This window comes from Methylobacterium sp. BI1 (genome assembly GCF_056680125.1).
This window is the reverse complement of sequence record NZ_CM155267.1, coordinates 4,857,783-4,878,119: the sequence shown is the minus strand read 5'-3', so window position 1 is coordinate 4,878,119 and position 20,337 is coordinate 4,857,783. Positions and strand designations below refer to the sequence as shown.

Sequence of the window (20,337 nt, the reverse complement as noted above, 5' to 3'; positions counted from 1 at the left end):
CCCGCTCCAGCCGGTGCCGCTTACGCGAACCGGCCGAGGCCCAGGTAGCTCAGTTGGTAGAGCATGCGACTGAAAATCGCAGTGTCGGCGGTTCGATTCCGTCCCTGGGCACCATCTTCCTTCTGAACTGCATCAGACGTTTGGTTGTCCGTATCAGCCGCGCATGGGTATGGGCGACTTGACGGCATCACCAGCCTCATCGAGCGTTCCGTGTCTGCTGGATCGAGTGTCCGTCATCTCGGATCGACCTTGAACGCAATGCGCCGCCCTTCTGTCGGCTTCTACTTTCCGTTCGAACCATTGCTTCTCGGAGGCGGGTTACACCGCGTCCGACGAGGGAACGAACTGCGCGCAAGGGACGTCATCCTCCGACTCTGCCGAAGTTGAGGAGACTGCCATGGACGACGATCGCGTTTGGTCTTTCGAGAAAAGCTTATGGACCGGCGATGCGGACCGCTACCGGGAGCTGGTCGACGATGAGTGCCTGATGGTCTTGCCGACACCGCCCTTCGTGCTCAGCGGCGCACAGGCGATCGAGGCGGTCGCCGCGACGCCGCGCTGGTCCAACATCGAAATCACGAAGGGCCGGATCTCGCGTCCGCAGGAAGGTCTCATCGTCATCGCCTATCATGCCAAGGCATCGCGCGACGACGAGGCGTACGAAGCGAATTGTACGTCGACCTACCGGCGGATGTCCCATGAGGTGTGGCGGGTCGTTCAGCACCAGCAGACGCCGCCCCTTGCGATTCCCGCAGTGAACGACTGAATGTTCGCGTCTCGGCCCGCCGTCTTGTCGTGGTGGGGTGATGGACCGGACCCGATGTCGCTGTAAAAGGCAGCCAGCGAATGCACGATACCCTCGATCTCGGCCAGCCGGCGCCCAGTGCGCCAGGGCCGGAGGGCCTCCACTTCATCAACATGTCGAGCTTCGGCTCGCGCGCCCTAGCTCCACGCACCACCGACGCGAACATCGAATCGACGCCTTTCATCTGGGCGCCCCGGCATAAGTGATCGAAGGACGTCTGCCATTCGTCTTCCTGCAGCCGATCATGGCGTCGAGGCCCCCCGAAGGGCCGCCAACAGAGTGAGTTCGGCCAGGCGCCCCTGGGTGTGCAAATGGCTTGGACGCCCGGGCGAGGCGTGGACTCCGGCGTTCTCGCCGGCGCCTATCCCTCGATCGACACCAAAATCGTCATCCAGACCCCGGACCCAAGTCTACGCTAATCGACCAATCCAAAACGGTGACGGCTGGAGCCTAACGGGCAATTTTTCTGCGGCACCTTCTTCGACACGCGGTTGTTACGCAGGACCTGCTACCTAGACTTCATCGATCTCGACCTCACGGCCGCGAGACCTTTCACCCGGTGGGAGGTCTGGCCAGTCTCCTTCTGATCGGCCGATCTCTTGATGATCAATTCGGGCTATGCGCGCCAATGCCAAGTCGTCGTGGGCGCCCTCTTGGGCCACAGTTTCGGTCTCGCAAATTGCCAAGCTCACGTCACGCGCGACATCGTCCAGCGCAATTCCGTGAGCCTTGAAATCCGAGGGTGATTGTGTCCCACGGTGCCGATCTCCGACGCGAGGATCGACCGGAGCAAGCGTGTTTTACTCTGCGTGAATTTCCTGGACGAGACCATCGCACGGCGCGCCGTCCTGCGCGAAATGCACGCAAGCCGCCTCACGAGGCGCAACAGCCGGCTCCTTTGCGCGTAGTTTCCTCAGCCGGCGGTTCGCCCGGCTCGATGAGGAGTCGGGCGCATGAGACACAAACCCCTGCGGGACCAAGTCATCGTCATCACCGGGGCCTCCAGCGGCATCGGATTAACGACGGCGCGAACGGCGGCCCAACGGGGTGCTCGAGTCGTGTTGGCGGCACGCAGCACCGAAGTCCTTGCGCGCGTGGTCAGCGAGATCGAGGCCGAGGGTGGTCAGGCCGTCGCCGTGACAGCGGATGTTGGTCGGCGCGACGACGTGCAGGCGATCGCCGACGAGGCGCGGGCCAGCTTCGGCGGCTTCGACACCTGGGTCAACGTTGCCGGGCTGACCGTCTACGGCCCTCTGAGTGCGATCGACGACGCCGACCACGAACGCCTGATCCAAACCAATCTCTGGGGGACAGTGAACGGCTCACTCGTCGCGGTCGAGCACCTGCGTCGGCATGGCGGCGCGCTGATCAACATCGGAAGCGTCGCCTCCGACCTCGCATTCCCGTTCCAGGGCCTCTACGCAACCTCGAAGCACGCCGTGAAGGGGTTCACCGACACTCTGCGCATGGAACTGATCGCGGAGGGTGCGCCGGTTTCGGTCACCTTGGTTAAGCCTGCCTCCATCGACACGCCGCTTCCAAATCGGGCACGCAACTACATGGAGCGGGAGCCGACGCTGCCCCCGCCGATTTATCCACCCTCGGAGGTCGCCAATGCCATCCTCCATGCGGCCGTCCATCCGCAACGGGACATCTTCGTGGGTGGCGGTGGCAAGATGTTCGTGATGGGCAAGGAATTTGTCCCCGGTGCCTATGACGAACTCGCGTCCGCTATCATCGCCCTGCAGAAGCGTTCCGAGACACCCCGGAATCCAACCGGGGCGCTGCATGCCCCCACCCAGGCCGGCGCAGAGCGTGGTGATCCGCCAATCTACGTGATGCGCACAAGCGCTTACACCCGCGCCACTCTCCATTCGCTGACCACCCTGTCGATCGCCGCCGGCCTAGCGACGGCGACAGCCCTGATTCTCGGACGGCGTGCCAAGCATCCATTGTGAGGTCGTCGACCTCAGGGCAGGTCAGATCTCAGGATTGGTTCTGACGGAGAAGCGATCTCGGGCGGTGATCCGATCCGCCACGAGGTCGTGGACCTCGCGCTGGTAGATCTCCCGGCAGAGGAAAGCGCGCTCGAGGTCGAGACGGTCTTCCTCGATGTCGACGTACCAGCAGCGACGCCGCCCGCTCCAGCGGTAGCTTCGCCCTTTCAGAGCGTCCTTCGTGGCGATGGGCGAGCCGGCGGCCCAGACGCGCACTGTCGGCTTGCGCGCCGTGTCGAGCAGGCAGGCGAGAGCGAGGCGCCCGGAAGTCTTCAGGGGCGCCGCAAGGAGTGCCAGCAATGCGTGGCAATCATCGATCGCGCGATGGCCTTTGTGGAAGTAACCGTGGTCGGTGAGCAGGTAGCCAAGCTTGAGACCCTCGTGGCCCTCCGCGCGCCAGGGCACCTGATGGCAGGAGCAGGCCCAGTTTTTCTCGACAAAGACTGGCCAGCGGGTCTCGCACATCTGCCGGTCGAAGCTGGCGTTGTGGGCGATTACCACGGCGGCGTCGGCTGCCATTGCCGCCACGGCTTCGTCGTCGATACGCTGCCCCGCCACATCGGCGTCGCCGATGCCGGTGAGGCGGGTGATCTCGGGCGGGATAGGCCGGCCGGGGTCGTGGAGCTGATTGAGGGTGTCGAGGACGCGGTAGATGCGTCCGCTCGCGCCATACTCGAACTTGACCATGCCGAGTTCGATCACCGTGTCGCGGGTGTAATCGACGCCCGTTGTCTCCGTGTCTACGATCAGGCCGATGAACGTCGGCTCGATTGGCGGCGCCTCTGCGGCCGCGAAGGGCCTGATCTGCCGAAGGACGCGGTACGCGCCCGTCGTTTCCAGGGCCTCCGCGATCGCGTCGAGAGCATGCGTCGGTGCCACGTTGTCCAGGACCGGTAGGTCTCCGATCGCACGAACCCCTTGTCCGGGCGATCTAAGGCGGAGCCTAGGCGCAGATCTGCGCGGTCTGATAGTCGTGTCGGCACGGTATCCCCAGAAGACTCCCAGTGCTGGGGCGTCGGCACGTCCCGCCGTCGAGCATCGGTATGCCGGGAATGTAGTCCGCTAGCGTTGGCGGCTGTCGAGCCCCAGGTGACCATGCGCTTCGGCCGGCGTCATCCTTCGAATGGTTTCCTCCGAAAACCCGAGGGCATGCAGATCAGCTCTCTGACGATTGGTGATCATCAGAGAAACCGCAGGTGAGGTGCGAACTTTCTCATCATCCAGTGGCGCTGTCTCGGTCGCATTGGCAACGCGCTTGTTGAAGACCGCGTCCGCTGAGTCGCGATCGAGGAATCTCAGGAGATCGTCGTCGCCTTGCGCCATCATCCAGTTTGCTCATCCTGCCTGTCGAAAGGCAGCGTTTGCTAACGTGCCCCGTGGGTCGCTGTCGATCGAAACCCATGAAGCCCCGCCATCATACGGTTCACGCACGAAGTCGCCCGCGATCCCACACGGAGCCGGCGACGTGCCTGCCTTCACGGGCTGCCGACGGCCAGCCGTTGATCTGCGCGCTGCTCGATGAGGAACGAGATCGCCCAAATCGCCAGACCGCCCAGGGCCAGAGCAACACCGACCCAGCCGGTGGAGGGAAGGCCGAACCCTGCAGTGAGTGCGAACCCTGCAAGCCAGGGTCCGAGGGCGTTGGCGACGTTGAAGGCGGAGTGGTTGAGAGCGGCGGCAAGCGTCTGTGCATCCTCGGCTACATCCATCAGACGGGTCTGCAGGATGGTGGCGAGTCCACCGCCGCAGCCGATGAGGAAGACGACCGGCCCCAGGGTCCAGAGGCTTCCGGTTGCGTAGGGATAAAGCGCGAGTGCGCAGGCGCTCCAGACCAGGGTTGCGCCGGCCGCCGGCATCAGTGCCCGGTCCGCTGCCCAGGCACAGGCGAGGTTGCCGAACGTGAGGCCCAGTCCGAACAACGCCAGCACTGGCGGAATCGCGCCGGGCGACGCATGGGTGACCTCGAGCATCGTCGAGGCCAGATAGGTGTAGACGGAGAACAGGCCGCCGAAGCCGATGGCGCCGGTGGCGAGGGTCAGCCAGACCTGACCGCGCCGCAGAGCTCCGAGTTCCTGCAGCGCGCTGGCACCCCGGGCCGGTGCCCCGAGAGGAGCGTAGATTCGCACCAGAATCGCGGTCGTTGCGGCGAGTATAGTTACGAGACCGAAGCTCCAGCGCCAGCCCACGATTTGGCCGATACCGTTGGCCAGCGGCACGCCCACCACCGTCGCCACGGTGAGGCCGGCGATCACCCGCGAAACAGCCTGCGATCGCCGTTCGCGCGGGACGAGCGAGGCGGCGACAAGCGCCGCTACGCCGAAATAAGCACCATGCGGCAGTCCTGCGAGGAAACGGAAGGCCAGCATCCAGGGATAGCTCGGAGCCAAAGCCGACAACCCGTTCCCGAGAGCGAACAGCACCATCAGGGTGACGAGGAGGGTCCGCCGAGCGACGCGGGCTGCCAGCACGGCGATGACGGGCGCGCCCACCACGACGCCGAGAGCGTAGGCACTGATGACGTGGCCCGCCGTGGCGGCGTCGATCCCGAGGTCGGGGGCGAAGGCCGGCAGAAGGCTCATGGCGGCGAATTCAGTGGTGCCGATGGCAAAGCCCCCCGTCGCCAGGGCTACGAGGATCAAGGTCGGGTGCGACGCGGGCGCCGGGCGGTCCGGGACTCCGTCCGTCGCCGCGGCAGTATCGAGCGGGACGGTCTCCGGGAGATCGACGCGGCTCATTGTCGGCCTCTGGCAATGCGCGACGCATCGACGGCCGGCATGGGGGGGCTGCCCTGCATCGGGCCGCGCCCGGGGCTCGTGAATGCGATCATGTCTTTCCGGGTCCGGTGCGGGGTCGGCGTTCGAGGTCGGGCCGCGATCAGTTCTTCGGCACCTTGTCCTTGCCCTTGCCCGGGTTCGAGGTGTTGACGAGTTCGGGCGAGGCCTGCGCCCGCAGAGTCTCGCGCTGAGCCTCGGTGTTGATCCGCGTCGCGCGGATGAACGGTTCGAGGCGGACCGGCCCGCCGGTCTTCAGCGCCTCGACGATGCCCTCCAGCACCCGCACGTCGGCGAAGCCCTCCTCGCCGTCGGGCTCCGGGTCGCGGTCGTTCAGGATGCAGTCGGAGAAGTAGCGCAGCTCGCCGCCGAAATGGTCGGTGTTGCGGAAGCTCTCATGCGTCTTGCTCTCGCCGAGGGTGACGGTGTGTTCCAGGGACTTGCCGTACATGTAGCCGGGATTCACCTCGACGCTCCCCTTGGTGCCCACCACGGCGTAGGTGTCGAGGGTGTTGCCGACATAGGACAGCACGAACTGCGCCAGGCGGTTGCCAGGGAAGCGCAAGGTCACCGCGACCGTGTCATCGAAATCGCCGAGACCCGCCTCCGGGTGGCGCACGCCAACAGCCGAGACCACCTCGGTCGGCTCGTCGCCGAACACGTAGCGGGCGGCGTTCACCGGATAGGGACCCATGTCGAAGATCGGGCCGGCCTCGATGCCGGAGTGAGCCCGGTGGTTCTCCGGAGAGACCATCTGGGTGAAGGTCGAGGCGAAGGTGAGCAGGTCGCCAAGCTTGCCCGAGCGGATCAAGTCGATGGTTGCGAGGGTCGCGGGCTCGAAGTGCAGCCGATAGGCCACCATCAGCTTTGCCGATGACGTTTTCGCAACGTCGAGGATCTCGCGGCACTTCGCTGTCGAAACCTCCAGCGGCTTCTCCACCAGCACATGGATGCCCGCCTTCAGGGCTGGGACCGCGAACTCCGCGTGGCGCCAGTTGGGGGTGGCGAGGTAGATCGCGTCGATCTTGCCTGACGCGATCAGATCGCCGAACTGCGCGTATCCATAGGAATCCGTCACGTCATATTGCTTGCCGACGTCCTGCGCCTTTTCCGGGTCGCCAGTGACGAAAGCCACCACTTCGGAGTTTCCGGTGTGCGCCACACCCGGCAGCATCGCCTCCTGGGTAATGTCTCCGAGGGCAACGAAGGCGTAGCGGACCTTACGGCCCGAGGTGAGGCCGAGGACGGATGCGAGGCTCATGCGGGTCTCTGAATTCGAAGAGGTAGCGTGTCGGATCTCGCGAGCGCGGCTCGAGGCCACGCCGCGTTCTCCAAGGCGTGCTCCGTCAACTGTGCGCTGAAGCGGATGTTGCAAAGAAGTGCGGCCCTCTGCGGATGGATGCCTTGCACTGCGTGCAGGTGCCGTCGCAGGACTCCGACAGGTGATAGGGGGGGACGGCCTTCGAGATTACCGTGGCACGCTTGGCCCGAGCCTCGCTGTCGGCCGTATCCCAAACCTCCACCCCCGGAGAAATCGTTTCACCGAAGATTTGCGCAAAGGTGCCGTAGGCGCCGGGCTACCGGTTGAACCTCCTATCCCGTTCCCTCACGACTCGGCGCTCCGGTAGCCGGTCTGCTGGCTGACTCCGTGGGGTTCGACCGGTGCCATCTCTGGAATCTGACCGAGCCGTGCGACCTCGGCGGCCAACTCCTGCAGGCTGGCATCGCCCTTCCGCACCACGCGATCGACGCCGGCGAGCTCGCTTCGCTCGGCCGGAGAGATGTCCCGGGCGCTGAGCACAACCACCGGGATTTCGCTGCAGTCGGCGAGGGTCCGTAGTCGTAACAGGAACGAGAAGCCGTCCATGACCGGCATCGTGAGGTCGAGGAGGATCACGGCTGGGCGCATCTCGTGGACCCGCGCCAGGGCCTCGGCTCCATCACCGGCTTCCCGCACCGACCAGCCGTCGCGCTCCAGGACATGACGCAGACGCTCACGCATTCCCGCATCGTCGTCCACCACAAGCACCCCACCGCCCTCGGGGCCGAGCCGGCTCAGTACCGCTTTGAGCCGTCCCCAATCGACCGGCTTGGGGAGCGCATCGGCTGCTCCCAGCGAGGCACTGAGTGCCGCATCGGCCACGAAGCTGACCATCACGACCGGGATGTCGCGGGTGGAGGCATCGGCCTTCAGTGTCGCCAGGACTGTCCAGCCGTCGACCTCCGGCATCATCACGTCGAGCAGAATGACCCGTGGCGCCAGGGTCCGCGCCAAATCGAGGCCGGTTCGGCCGTCGCCTGCCGTTCGCACCGAAAATCCCTGTCGGATCAGGAAGCGCGCCATGAGGTCCCGCTGACTCGCCTCGTCGTCGACGACGAGCACGAGTCCGCGGTTGCCCCCGGCCTCGTGCTCGGACTGCGCGTCGGATTCCGCGGCGTCGGAAGCCACGATGGCGGGGAGAGCGACCGGCACGGTCAGGGTGAAGGTAGTGCCTCGTCCCTCGACACTCTCCAGCACGACATCCCCGCCCATCAGGCCGGCGAACGCCTTGGTCAGGGCCAAGCCAAGGCCAGTCCCGCCGTAATTGCGTGTCGTCGTCTCGTCCGCCTGGGCGAACCGTTGGAACAGCCCAGCCACCTGATCGGGCGACATGCCGATGCCTGTATCGGCGACGGCGAAGCTCAGCCGGTCCCCAGTCTCCGCAGTGTGACGTTGGACTCGGAGGGTGACAGTCCCACCGTCGGTGAATTTGGCGGCGTTGCCGAGGAGATTGAACAGGCACTGGCGCAGCTTCACCGCGTCGGTGCGCGCCTCGCCGAGGTCCGATGCAAGGACAAGGACAAGGCGATTGCCTTTCTTGGTCACCAGCGCCTCGACCGTCGCAGCGGCGTCGCGAGCGAAGGTTTCGACGACGATGTCCTCGGCATACACGTCCATCTTTTCGGCCTCGACCTTCGAGAGGTCGAGCACGTCGTTGATCAGGCCGAGCAGGTGCTGCGCATTTGTTCGGATCTTGCCGAGATCGGCAAGGAAGCTGTCCTGCCCGAGATCTTCGGCCTCCTCCTCGAGCATTTCGGCATAACCGATGACCGCCGAGAGCGGGGTTCGCAATTCGTGGCTCATGTTGGCGAGGAACCGGCTCTTCGCCCGGCTCGCTTCCTCGGCGGCATCGCGCGCTTCCCGCAGCGCCGCTTCGTAGGCATGCCGCTCGGTGATATCCACATGGACTCCAACCCACTCACGGATCGCATCGTCGGAATCGTGCACCGGGACTGCGCGCACAGCGTAGTGGCGCCAACTGCCGTCCGGGTGGCGGACGCGCTGGTCAACGACGTAGGGCGTGCCCGTTCGGACTGCCGATTCCCAGACGAGGCGGGCGTTCTCCGCGTCGTCTGGATGCAGGACGCGCGTCCACCCGCTACCACGATATTCTGCAAAGGTTTGCCCAGTGATCTGCTCCCAGCCGGGCTGCTCCTCCACGAGCTCGCCCGCCGCGTTGGTGTTCCACATGACCCCGTGGACTGCCCTGACGGCCGAGCGAAACCGTGCCTCACTGACGTGCAGGCGTCGCTGAGTCCGTCCCTGATCGAGGGAGCCTGCCATCATCGCGAGAAACAGGATAACGAACGTCACGCCTGCCACTGCGAGAGCGAGGTTCTGCGGACCGGCCGCCGGCATCGCCCGCTGCGCCGCGTGGGCGCCGGCCTCCGTGAGGGTAAAACTCGCCGCCGCCATGCCGGTGTAATGCATGCCGGCCACGGCGAGCCCCATGATGCAGGCGGCGGCCAACTTCTGCCAGAGCCGGTTGCGGCGGAAGGCGAGCCACAGGGCGGCAGTCGCCGCCGAGACTGCAATGGCGAGCGAGGCAGCCACGATCGCCGGATCGTAGGCCATATCGCCCGGGACCCGCATCGCTGCCATGCCGACATAATGCATGGCGGCAACGCCGAGGCCCATCAGCGGTCCAGCGACCAGGAGCGATCGAAGCGACGTTCCGCGGACCGCAACCCACCCGAAAGCTGCCGCCGTGGCGGTCATGGCAACGAGCAGCGACAGGGCCGTGATCCCGAGATCATAGGCGGCGGGAGCACCCATCTCGAAGGCGAGCATGCCGACGAAATGCATGGCCCAGATCCCGCCTCCCATCGCAACGGAGGCTGCGCCGACCCAGGCCCAGCGCAGGCCCGCCGTCGCGCCGCGGACCCGCGCAGCGAGGTCGAGCGCCGTGTAAGACGCGAAGACGGCGACCGCGATCGAGAGCGCCACGAGGGCGGGGTCGTAGCCGGTATGTACCATTTGAATTGCCCGTACGGTGGCTGCCCGCCTCCATCCGAGGACCCCCGGTGGCCTTGAGGACGATGGGCTTTTCACGGAGGCGACAGGGACCGTCTGTAGACCATGCACGGTCCAGTCGCGGCTTCACGAAGCCGTGCGGCGCCTGCTGCTCCGGGAGACAATTCTGACTCGGCCCAGGGGTCAGACTCAGCCGAGGTCCCCTGGACCCGCCGGAGACGCGGAGCGTGTCCGCATCAAAGAATCATCCAGCTACGAGCCGGTCGAGGAATCCCGACAGGTAGCTCGCGACCACGTCCGGCCGTTCGACGGCCAGCATATGGGCCGCCTGCGGCAGCACGACCAATTCCGCCTGTGGAATCCCCGCGCAGATGACCTCGGCCATGGCCGGCGGGGTCGAGGGATCGTCGCGTCCGGCGAGGATGAGCGTGGGCGCCATGATGCGATCGAGCAAGGGTCGGAGATCCATCCGGCCGATCGCTCCGCACGCGACCGCATAACCGACGGGGTCGCAGGCGACGAACGCCTCGCGGATCGTGCCCAGGATCGTGGGCGCGCGCGAAGCGAAGCCGGCCGTGAACCAACGCTCGAAGGTCGGCTTCACGATCGCCGCCATCCCATCGGTGCGCACGATCGCTGCCCGGTCGTTCCAGCCCGCCTCGCTCGGCAGGTGAGCGGAGGTTGCCATCAAGGTCAGGCTCAGGGCCCTCTGCGGCTGGGCAGCCGCGAATGCCTGTCCGATCATGCCGCCGAGGGAGAGGCCGACGATGTGTGCCCGATGGATGTCAAGGCCATCGAGCAGGCCGGTCAGGTCTCGGGCCAGGTCTGCGATCTCAACCGGTCCATCGCGGGTCGCTGAGCCACCATGACCGCGGATGTCGTAGCGCAGAACGCGGTAGCGCTCCCGCAAGCGGGTCACCACCCCGTCCCACATTCCGAGCGTTGCGCCGAGGGAATGCGAGAAGGCAACAACGGGTGCATCACTCGGCCCGGCCAGGTCATAGTTCAGGGCGAGGCCGCCGACGTGAGCCTGCGGCATGTCGAACTCCCATTCTTCCGCCGGTCCCCGGGCGGTGCAAGATTGCCGAATGTCGATCGATCCTGCGCGTCGGCAAGTGGGCGCCGCCGGCAAGATGCGACCTGCACCGTATCGCTTGCTGAACGATGCCTCGCCTGACTCCGCCGAAGCAGCCTGGCCCCTGGGGACAGCAGCCTGGCGCTCGGGGACGGGAAGAGGGTCCTACACCTTGATGAGGTTCAGCGTGGCGAGCGACCCGAAAGGCAGGCTCGCCAGGGGGCCGCCGAGGTCGAGGGGGCCGAGGTCGATCGGGAAGAAGCCGGCGGTTTCGATCAGGGCGCGAACGTCGCTTTTCGCTGCGGCGTCGTCGCCCGAGTAGAACAGAACACGCTTTCCCCCAGCCGTTTCCGGCTCCACGAGGACGCGGACGTCGAGGTGGTTGAACGCCTTGACCACCCGGGCGCCGGGAACGAACTCCCGGAAGACCGCACTTGAATGGCGGTTGCCGAGGTCGATGGCCTTGATGCCGTAGGCGGCGAGCGGATTGGTCGGATCGTTCGCGTCGGGAGAGTTCGGATCCAGAAACTCGACCGCGTTGGTGCCGTCCACGACAATCCGGCCGTTCCACGCCGGCAGGCCTCGGAGTGCATCGGCGATATGGACCCAGGGCACGGCCACGAGGACGACATCCGCGCTCGCGGCTTCTGCGATGGACCCGGCCGAAGCATTCGGTCCGAGTTCTTCGATCAGGTTCGCCAGCGAGGCTGGGCCACGACTGTTCGAAACGATAACGGAAAGCCCTTTTCGCGTGAACGCGCGGGCTGCGTTGGAACCGAGCGCGCCGGAACCGATGATGCCGATGGTCATGATGATACTCCTGGTGAAGGCCGGGTTGAGGAGGGGTGGGTCATCGGTGCCCGGGAAACCGAGACTCGACCAAAACCATCGGTCACGACGATACATCTAGCACTGTGTCGCCGATTCTATGACAGTTTTGGGGAAAGCTTTACCAGACGAGAGGGATCGAGAATTTGCCGAGCCGGGCAACCTCTGCGGCGATTTCAGCGACTGTCATACATGACAACTCGGCTTCCATCGCCGTCCTGGCGCGCTCCAATGTCGGACGAAGCGCCTCCTGGATGTTGCCGCCGACTGCGCAACTCGGACAGGGCGTTGTCCGGTGGAGCGTGAACAATTCCGTGTCCTCGACCGCCCGATAGACGTCGATGAGCCGAATATCGGCAGCGGCCTTCGCCAGAAGGGCTCCGCCGCCGGCGCCCAACTGAGACCTCGTCAGACCTGCCTCACTCAATCGCGAGAGGAGACCACGGATGACGACCGCTCCCGTATTCGCGGAATAGGCGAGATCCTCCGAACGCAAAGGCTTGCCATCGCTCACGGCGAGGGCGGCAAGGACGTGAACGGCGACGACGAAGCGTGAACTTGTGGGCATTGATCGAGACAACCGCTATGTGTGTAAGTGACGGTACGACACAAATGTATGGGCGTCAAGGGAGATTTTCCTGGAAATTGGAGCTGGTCCAATCGACTCCTCATCTTTGAGTGCCACGGCGAAAGGAGCGGCCCGGATCCGAAGGGCATCCAGAACACGATCAGATGGCACTTGCCTTCAAGAAAAATCTCGCGGCGTCCGCTGCGAAGGTGGTGGGCCCTCGCGAGCCCAGAACGCTGGTTTCCAGATCTCAGGGGCGTGAGGGGCGATGGTGTCCGCGCTTGGCAGCCACTGCGCTCGTCCGGTGAAAGGCACGAGAGACCCAGTAGACCCTCGTCTGCTCAGGACCCGCGCGCGGCCCCCGGGGGGCAAGGCACTTTGCGTCCCCTTTCACGTCGCTGAAAACAATCGGCCATATCAGCTCACTTCCTCAGGGATGGCACAGAATAGACCATTTACGAGGAGAAACTTCACATTATTAATTGGAATTACGCTCATTTATGAGAGAAAAATGTGTCCTTATGCCTGGTCCTTCAAGAATGCCTTCATGGTTTCGTGGTGTTGTTACTCCGTTCGAGGTAGCCATTTTAGGTGGCGCCATCGAGACCAATGAGGTCGATGATGCTTCCGAATTTGGCCTTTGTCCCAATGCGCGAGGCACTCGATGCTATGCATCATGCTATTAGACGCGAGTTTGATATTTGCTTGATCAGAATCTGCAGTAGAATGTTCTCGGAGTCGAGAACGGCATTGCGCGCGAGTACACCAGCACTCTCTGACGCAGGCGGACAATCCGTGGGAATTCGTCGGCGATCGGACGCGCGACGTCTGTCATGTATGGATCTTCGGTTTTCCAATGGCTTGGTTGAGAAGGCTGCAGGGACCGCAGACGTCCCTCTTAACCGGTAGTCCACAATTTGTGTCTCCGCCCGGCGCTGGCGGGACGGAAGTCCACCTTAGAAGCTGGGTTAGCGTGCCCCATCCGGTCTGCCAGGTGTACTGAAGCACGGTCGCCCGATCGCTTCTCAGTCCAATTTTGTCGAAAGCATGACAAGAACTTCTGATAAAGCCGGTCCTCTAAGAGAATCAAAAATCTATAATTAATAAATGACAAAACAGTAGAAATTTTGCGCGCGCGGATCTCTGCTTATGATGAGAAGATGATCTTCAAAAGACGATATCCGAAAATCGATCTCTAGAGACACCTAAGGAAAATTGAACCGTGGACGCTCTTCTCGTCGATGACAGCCAAACGATGCTTTTGCGACTGCAGCGATTGCTTAAGCAAGAGCACGGCGTGGGTGTCACGGCACGGACGAGCCCGAGTATCGCACTCATGGAGGCGCAGACACGAGCATTCGACCTCATTCTGGTCGATCACCACATGCCGGAGATGGATGGCACCACCTTCATCCAACGCATGCGCGCCATCCCACATTACGCGCAGGTCCCGATCATCATGGTCACCAGCGACGTGACCGATGCCGTCAGGCTCGCCGCCTTGGAGGCTGGCGCATCGGATTTTCTCGACAAGCGCCTGAAGGGCATCGAACTGAGTGTTCGCCTGCGGAATCAGATCAATCTCGCGGCGGCGATCCGTCGCCTCGACGATCAGGCTGCCTGGTTGGCGGGTGAAATCGAGACGGCGGTTCGCCACCTGCGCGAGCGTGAAGAGGAAATTATCTTCCGCCTCGCCCTTGCGGTGGAATACCGCGACAACGATACGGGCGACCATACGTGGCGGGTCGCACGCTACAGCCAGATCATCGCCGAAGCGCTCGGGCTGCCGCCCAGCCTGTGTCACCGCATCTATCTAGCCGCACCTCTGCACGATGTCGGCAAGGTCGCAGTGCCGGACGGCATCCTTCTGAAAAAAGAGCGCTGACGACCGAGGAATTCTCGGTTGTCCGCACCCACACCGAGATCGGTCGCCGGATCCTGGACGACAGTGCTTCCGAGCTGATCCGCCTCGCGGCCGAGATCGCCGAGGCGCACCACGAGAAGTGGGATGGAAGCGGCTATCCCAATGGGCTGGCAGGTCCGGCGATTCCACTTGCGGCACGCATCGTGGCCGTGGCCGACGTTTTCGATGCACTCACGACGGTCCGTCCCTACAAGGATGCCATGCCGGCGGAACAAGCTCTGCGGTGCCTCGAGGCCGAAAGCGCCAAGCACTTCGACCCAGAGTGCATCAAAGCCTTTGCTTCACGATGGTCGGACATCGTTGCCGTTCGAGCCCAAGCAGCGGACGCGCGCAAACTAACTTTCGGCCAAGCAACCGAGCCCTGGGCACGAGTGCCGGAGCTTCTTCGGGAGGTCTTGGACGGTCGTGAATCTGCGGAGGCCCTGAATTGAAGGCGTCTCCTTGTTTATGCGATTGAGCGCCAACCTGAAGCGAATGAAGGCACAGCAAACGGTGGGCCGCCATGATCGTTGCTGCAACCACTGATAATGTTCGCGCGATGGAGGATTTTTTAAGAAAGCAAGTGCTGCCTTTCCAGGCCGAAGTAGCAATGGTGGCGTGTCAGCGAGGAAGGGCGGACTTGAACTCGCCGATCTGATCAAAGTGAGGAGAAGCAGGCCGACGTCGAGACCGCTCGGCTTTCATCGAGCTCATCACTGCTCGAAGCAACCGGCATCCAACGACCGAGAAAGGGTGGACCGCGACGCTTTCAAAACCGCATCGAAGGCGGCGCACAGACACGCACCGTCAGAATGGGCTTAGCCCGCCGGCGGCGTCAGCACCAATTTCCCCTCGAAGGGCGCCTTCTGATTGCGGTTACTGGTGCAGGCGTAGGTTTCCTGGCCTGGTTTCAGGGTCCGAATGCGCAGCACGCCTTTCCCATGCTGCTTCACGAGATAACCCTTCTCACTCGCTACATGGACGAGATCGCCGTCAGCGTGCAGGACATTGGCGTTCTCGAACTGACCCGGTGCCGTAATCGTGACGGGATCCGCGGCTTCGCTCACGATGTGAAGTTCCACGTTCGTGTTGGCGGGCAATTTCAGTTCGGCCGGCGCACAGCGGGGCTTGTCGCCGTCCATCGTGATCGTCAATTCAACGGGTGGCATCACATCGCTCGACGCCGGAGGCAAGGGTTTGCTTTGCGCGAGGGCGCCGCTTGCGCATGCCGTGGCCGCCAGCACAGCAAGTCCGAGCAGTAGGTTTCGCATCAGGAACACCTCGACAGAGTAGGGTCGTGTCGAGGAATGGATGGCAGCAACCCAGAGTTCCTGCACGCGGCGGCGCGCCGCAAGGCTGGCCTGGAGAGCACTGTCGCTTGGATATGAGCGACATCGCGCCCGCTTGAGCCCCACAAAGATCGAGCCATCTCGACGAAAGGCAATGCGCCGGCTCTTCCCTTTTCCCTTGTGGCGCAGCCATCCGATTGGATGCATGGCAACATTCTTCACGGCCGACACCCATTTTGGTGATGCACCCCTCGTTCAGCGTCGACGTCAGATCTTCGGGTCCGTGGATGCCCATGACGAGGATTTGATCGCTCGCTGGAATACGGTCGTCGGCGTGGCTGACGAGGTCTGGCACCTCGGTGACTTCGCCGCTGGCGCCAGCCGCGCGCATTGTGCCGCCGTCTTTGCTCGCCTGAATGGCATCAAGCGCTTGGTGCGCGGCAATCATGACACCAACCGAGTCCTCGAACTGCCCTGGACGGAGCCGCCGGTGGAAAGCGCCCGTATCACCGTGAAGGATTCCGATGGCTCGGCGTGGCGGCTCTTTCTCTCCCACTATCCGCACCGGTCCTGGCCGGGCTTCTGGCGGGAAACGCGCCACCTGTACGGACATACCCATGCCTGCCTGCCGGATACGAGCCGTTCGTGTGACGTTGGGGCCGATGCCTGCGATTATCGCCCGGTCGATCTGACGACGCTCATCGCGCGTCAGCACGCGGCATTGCAGGCTCCCGAGGAGATGGCGGTGCGCGGCCTCCGTTGAACCGCTCCAGCGATTCGCCTCCTCCATCATCGCTCGACGTTGATCGAACTCCCTGAGTGCTACAGAGCCCGCGATCGCATCTCCCAGCGGGTGTGCCCTCGGATTCTTAAGCCGCGAAACGGGCGGTCCATGCGCCGATGTGGCTTACAGTAAGTCGAAGATGATCATTGCAGGCTCGCGACGATTGCAACATTCAATCCTACAATAACCGGTTTGGGAAGAGTTGCTTTTCGCCTGAATTTGCATCTGGGCAACTCCTCCGACGTTTGCGCGAGCCTCTTGTTGCGACTGCAGTAAGGCGGAGGGTCCCCGCGCCGTCCAGCACCGGTCCGATCCACGCCGCCCGCTCGCGACAGCGTCTGCCAAGTTTAGATCACACGGGGCGATCCCGATCCTTGGTTCGGCCCCAATCTCTGAGGGGCGGCGACGTCCCAAGACGCTCGGATTGGCGCGGCGCTTCACTGAACGTGCCAGGACGCGGAGCATTCGCGTTGCCGCGAACGATGTCCCCCTGGACGATCGCATGCCCGGAGGCGACCGCCAGGATGAGTTGCGTCGCGTAGGCGCGTGGGCCACTCCCCTTCAGGGACATCCCGGGGCCGCCGGGGCGGAGCTTGTTACCGATCAGGCCCCAAGGCGGTGGAACCGTAAGGCGCCGGATGCCGAGGCCCCGATCGAGCAGCGCTGCCGCGTCTTCGATCTGGCCGGCCAGCAGGAGAAGCCCGGGTCGCGTGATACGAAACGCGTAGTTGCTGTCATCATCCACCTCCACAAGTGAGACGAGCTTCAGGGACAGGGCCTGACAGGCAATATCCACATTGTCGCGCGTGAATTCCGCCTCAAGCGCGAGAGGTTGGGCAGATGTCCGGCAGGAAACCCGTTCCAGGAACAGGCGGCGTCTGAACGTTTGGGCCATGTCCCTCGCACACGGATCATCCACCCCGGATCGATCTTTCGGGGGCCAGCATGCCGTCGCGGAAGTTTCAGACTGGTTGCACCGAGGGGCCCGCAACTCGCTATGAAGAACGCCTCGAACGCCCGTCCCCAACTTCGGTGCGTTGGCGCGAGGGAGATGCCCTGGGTCCAACCGTCAAGAGCGATCGGTTTTCCTGGAGGACTGACCCGATGATCGTTCGGAGATCAATCTCCGTCGAAAGCGACGCCGATCTCGGCCGGGCTGCGCCAGGCCACCCGTGCCGGAAGTTGCTCAGATCCGATTTGCAGGACGAAACGATCGGGGATGCCCAGGACGCTAACCACCCTGAGCCGTGCTCCACTCTCCGAGCGGTCAACGAGGGCGCAACTTACAGGGTTGGCAAACTCGATGAGAATGCGCGCACTCCCAAATTGCCGGGTGCGTCGCTGAGATCGTCTGTCTTCCACCGCATGATGTCCCATCTGCAACCCGATCACAGCATCCCCACCTCTTGGTTCGTTACGCGTTGAAATTGTGTGCGATGGGCACGCGTTGCGTCCTGCCATCTACGCTTCCCCTCCCAGGCCAGCGCCGAATTCCATTTTGCGTCGGCGGTGATCTTGAAGACGAGGGCGGTGATCCGCTGTTGTTCTCCAGCGTCGTCCTCTGTGTGCGACGGGGATCATTCTAGAAGGTTGACCATGACGAAGCTGTTCATTGAAAGGATCCGATCCGCCGCCTGACCCGCAAGGATCACCCTCGTCAGCACGACTTTCACACGGCGACCTGCCGGGAGCGCAACAGGGGGCGAACGACTGATCGGCCGGCTCGAGCAGAACTGTCGCATTGCGACCCGTTGTGAGAAGTACGCTGCCAATTATCTCGCTCTGGTCATGCTCGGCATGAATATGTTCCAGCTCGCGTAAATTCACAAAGACGCACTAGGAAACTATTTAGTTTTTTGAAATTTCTAAATTTCTGATAGAATTATCAATAATAGATTCACAATCATTTACAGTGAAAACTTTGCAGTATAAATTAATTCTTATCTTAATACATTCGGTCTATCACGTTTGTAAATTTCAAGAAAAATATTTGAATGGTATAGTGTAGATAGCATGCAGATCGCTGGACCGATTTTTCGTAACCGTTTTCTGAGGAACACGATCCAGCGCCGAGTCTCTGAAGCTTTGAGGGCCACGCCACGAACTTATCTTCATCGACTGCCGGTGTGAGCTCCCGAGCCCCATGCACCAAGTGTCCGCGCCTCGTCCATGCGCAGTACCTCACAGGCATGGTCGACTTTCACGTCGGACGGGATCCCTCCGAGATTTGTCAGCACTCGGTGAACGATCGTGTCGGTTTCGGCCACTGTCGATGCGAGGCTCGTCACACGCCCGCGGTCGAGCCGTGCGAGTACGCGGCCTGTTGCGGGATCGGCAAAGCGAACGGTGGTCATCCGGCGCAGGCAATCTCGCAGGAAGCGCATCTCTCCGAGCGCATCAGAGGGCAGAGCGCCGAGGTAGACCGCCTCGGGATCGCGGGCCTGGATGTTGATGGTCTGATAGCGATCGATGTTGAGGAGCACCTGTACGTCCAGAATGTTCATCACGCCATTCGCACCGAAAGCGACGGTCCGGGGACGGCGGCCTTCAGGCACACTGTTGTCGAGGAACTCGAAATGAACGTCCTTGTCCGGTCGCAGCACCCAGGTGAAGAACAGGCGCGGCATGCCGGTGTACGCTTCGACATTGTGCGCCAGCAGGTCTTCCACCGCCTTGTAGCGCCCGAACTGCTGGCCGCGTTTCCAGGCCCGTTCGACCGTGGCGTCAGGCGGCGTGATCATGAACTGCATGTAGACTTGGCGTCCGAAGCGCGTGAGGAGCTGACTCCCGAGTTCGGTGCCGGGATTGACCGCAAAACTGTCGAAACGGAAACGGTCGATGAGGAGATGAGAGATCCGGCCGGCCTCGGCCTTCCGCGCCATATAACCGTCGAGCTTTCGGTCGATGATCTCGACCTCATGTCCGGTCAAGGGCCCGGCATAGCGCCGCGCCGATCCGAGGCTATCGTAATCCAGCAGGAACTTGCGCCAGACATCGGGCGTGATGAGGGCGAAATCATCCCAATCCAACCCCAGGGTTTCGACCAGGGAGCGCTGGTAGGGGCGGATGGTACTTTTCCCCGAGGCGGACGAACCCTTCACGTTCAGGATGACAGGAGCGTCCTGCGGCTTCAGGCGCACGTAGCCGCGCTTCGCGACCACGGCCTGCATCCAGGGCTCGATCAGCGCGCCAAGGGCAAGACTGCCATAGCCGTTCGACACGAGCGTGCCGGCGAGCCTCCCGAGCAAGGACGGGTCGCGGATCAGAAAGCCGCGGCGGCCGATCAGAGTAGCAACGACGCAACGCAGCGCGGCGCAGGCTGCTGCGGCCAAAGGATCGTCGGCTGCGACGGCTCTCGCCTGCCAGCTGTCGAGGTAATGCTCTACCTCACGTGTCGGGTCCAAGGTGCGGGGATCGGAACCGAAGGGCTTCCGGTTCTTCCGGCGCGTGCGATCCGACAAGAACCGGAGCCAGCCAGTGCCGCGCTGCTGCACATCCGCTGCTGGGTGACGGCACTCGCCGAACATCCCGGCAATCTCGGTATCGAGAAGTTCCGCAGCGGAGGCTTGGATCTCCGCATGGCGCGCGGCGATCGCTCCGGAATGTTCAGCGATGCCGTCGTTCAGGATGGCTGAGACGATCGCGCGAAAGTTTACGCCGAGATCGCCGTACGTTTCGCCGACCGGAACGGACAGGTCCGCCATGACGCGGATCAGCACCTCGTGGACCACCAACCGCTCAGGGCGGAAGCGGACGAGCGACGTCAGCGGCAGACCGCTGACGTCGCTCAGCTCGAAAGCTTCGGCGAGGGACGTCTCGACATTCGCGCCCCGGAAAACGGTGGCCAGAGGCAGGATCGCGCGCGGAAGACTCGACTCGATGCCAGGGTTCCAAGGCCCGTACCGATCCAAATCAGCGCCGTCAGCCGACCGCCCCACCAAGGCATGGATCGTCATGCCAACGGCCTTTGCTGTCCAGGATGTTCAGAATGCCCGAGATTCGGGCTCTGACTCTGATCTGTAG

General features: G+C 63.2%; 18 protein-coding genes and 1 tRNA gene. 7 read left to right on the top strand and 12 right to left on the bottom strand.

Features of this window, described 5'->3' with window-relative positions; all coding sequences use genetic code 11:
• Nucleotides 1-38: 38 nt before the first annotated feature.
• The 4 genes from AC1MGR_RS23030 to AC1MGR_RS23015 all read left to right on the top strand — a co-directional run bounded on the left by AC1MGR_RS23030 (nt 39) and on the right by AC1MGR_RS23015 (nt 2,763).
• Nucleotides 39-114: transfer RNA gene (locus AC1MGR_RS23030), tRNA-Phe, on the top strand.
• 283 nt (nt 115-397) lie between these two features.
• Nucleotides 398-766 (top strand): DUF4440 domain-containing protein, encoded by a 369-nt coding sequence (locus AC1MGR_RS23025; RefSeq protein WP_480233078.1) that lies wholly within the window; start codon nt 398-400, stop codon nt 764-766.
• A gap of 80 nt (nt 767-846) precedes the next feature.
• Nucleotides 847-1,011, top strand: a complete 165-nt coding sequence (locus tag AC1MGR_RS23020; RefSeq protein WP_480233077.1) for a hypothetical protein — start codon at nt 847-849, stop codon at nt 1,009-1,011.
• A 747-nt stretch (nt 1,012-1,758) separates the two neighbouring features.
• A complete protein-coding gene (locus tag AC1MGR_RS23015; RefSeq protein WP_480233076.1) occupies nt 1,759-2,763 on the top strand; it encodes an SDR family oxidoreductase in 1,005 nt (334 codons plus the stop codon).
• A 21-nt stretch (nt 2,764-2,784) separates the two neighbouring features.
• Here the strand turns inward: AC1MGR_RS23015 and AC1MGR_RS23010 are convergent, their stop codons facing one another.
• From AC1MGR_RS23010 to AC1MGR_RS22975, 8 genes are all read right to left on the bottom strand, one after another.
• The gene (locus AC1MGR_RS23010) at nt 2,785-3,681 is read right to left on the bottom strand and encodes a 3'-5' exonuclease (RefSeq protein WP_480233075.1); all 897 of its coding nucleotides are present in this window, start codon (nt 3,679-3,681) and stop codon (nt 2,785-2,787) included.
• Nucleotides 3,682-3,864: 183 nt separating this feature from the next.
• Entirely contained in the window at nt 3,865-4,128 is a 264-nt protein-coding gene (locus AC1MGR_RS23005) for a hypothetical protein (RefSeq protein ID WP_480233074.1), read from the bottom strand.
• A 149-nt stretch (nt 4,129-4,277) separates the two neighbouring features.
• Nucleotides 4,278-5,537 (bottom strand): MFS transporter, encoded by a 1,260-nt coding sequence (locus tag AC1MGR_RS23000; protein ID WP_108035245.1) that lies wholly within the window; start codon nt 5,535-5,537, stop codon nt 4,278-4,280.
• Between the two features lie 139 nt (nt 5,538-5,676).
• A complete protein-coding gene (locus AC1MGR_RS22995) occupies nt 5,677-6,834 on the bottom strand; it encodes a Gfo/Idh/MocA family protein (RefSeq protein ID WP_480233073.1) in 1,158 nt (385 codons plus the stop codon).
• Between the two features lie 345 nt (nt 6,835-7,179).
• Complete coding sequence (locus tag AC1MGR_RS22990; protein ID WP_480233072.1) at nt 7,180-9,870, bottom strand: MHYT domain-containing protein; 2,691 nt, start codon at nt 9,868-9,870, stop codon at nt 7,180-7,182.
• Between the two features lie 241 nt (nt 9,871-10,111).
• On the bottom strand, nt 10,112-10,906 hold the full coding sequence (pcaD, locus tag AC1MGR_RS22985) for a 3-oxoadipate enol-lactonase (RefSeq protein WP_480233071.1): 795 nt from the start codon (nt 10,904-10,906) through the stop codon (nt 10,112-10,114).
• Between the two features lie 201 nt (nt 10,907-11,107).
• Nucleotides 11,108-11,752, bottom strand: coding sequence for an NAD(P)-binding domain-containing protein (locus AC1MGR_RS22980; protein ID WP_108035249.1), 645 nt, complete (start codon nt 11,750-11,752; stop codon nt 11,108-11,110).
• Nucleotides 11,753-11,891: 139 nt separating this feature from the next.
• Entirely contained in the window at nt 11,892-12,338 is a 447-nt protein-coding gene (locus AC1MGR_RS22975; protein ID WP_108035250.1) for an Rrf2 family transcriptional regulator, read from the bottom strand.
• Nucleotides 12,339-13,560: 1,222 nt separating this feature from the next.
• Here AC1MGR_RS22975 and AC1MGR_RS22970 point away from each other — a divergent pair.
• Nucleotides 13,561-14,223 (top strand): response regulator, encoded by a 663-nt coding sequence (locus AC1MGR_RS22970; RefSeq protein ID WP_480233070.1) that lies wholly within the window; start codon nt 13,561-13,563, stop codon nt 14,221-14,223.
• Nucleotides 14,136-14,693, top strand: a complete 558-nt coding sequence (locus AC1MGR_RS22965; RefSeq protein WP_480233069.1) for an HD-GYP domain-containing protein — start codon at nt 14,136-14,138, stop codon at nt 14,691-14,693. The genes AC1MGR_RS22970 and AC1MGR_RS22965 overlap by 88 nt, the downstream gene beginning before the upstream one ends.
• A gap of 366 nt (nt 14,694-15,059) precedes the next feature.
• Here the strand turns inward: AC1MGR_RS22965 and AC1MGR_RS22960 are convergent, their stop codons facing one another.
• Nucleotides 15,060-15,752 (bottom strand): cupredoxin domain-containing protein, encoded by a 693-nt coding sequence (locus AC1MGR_RS22960; protein ID WP_480233068.1) that lies wholly within the window; start codon nt 15,750-15,752, stop codon nt 15,060-15,062.
• On the opposite strand from AC1MGR_RS22960, the gene AC1MGR_RS22955 reads away from it, so the two are divergent.
• Nucleotides 15,736-16,293 (top strand): metallophosphoesterase family protein, encoded by a 558-nt coding sequence (locus AC1MGR_RS22955; RefSeq protein ID WP_108035353.1) that lies wholly within the window; start codon nt 15,736-15,738, stop codon nt 16,291-16,293. The genes AC1MGR_RS22960 and AC1MGR_RS22955 overlap by 17 nt on opposite strands.
• Nucleotides 16,294-16,666: 373 nt before the next feature.
• On the opposite strand, the gene AC1MGR_RS22950 is transcribed toward AC1MGR_RS22955, so the two are convergent.
• The 3 genes from AC1MGR_RS22950 to AC1MGR_RS22940 form a co-directional block, all read right to left on the bottom strand.
• Nucleotides 16,667-17,209 (bottom strand): hypothetical protein, encoded by a 543-nt coding sequence (locus tag AC1MGR_RS22950; protein WP_108035252.1) that lies wholly within the window; start codon nt 17,207-17,209, stop codon nt 16,667-16,669.
• Between the two features lie 224 nt (nt 17,210-17,433).
• Complete coding sequence (locus tag AC1MGR_RS22945; protein WP_480234877.1) at nt 17,434-17,691, bottom strand: PilZ domain-containing protein; 258 nt, start codon at nt 17,689-17,691, stop codon at nt 17,434-17,436.
• 734 nt (nt 17,692-18,425) lie between these two features.
• On the bottom strand, nt 18,426-20,270 hold the full coding sequence (locus AC1MGR_RS22940; RefSeq protein ID WP_480233067.1) for a hypothetical protein: 1,845 nt from the start codon (nt 20,268-20,270) through the stop codon (nt 18,426-18,428).
• Between the last annotated feature and the right edge of the window lie 67 nt (nt 20,271-20,337).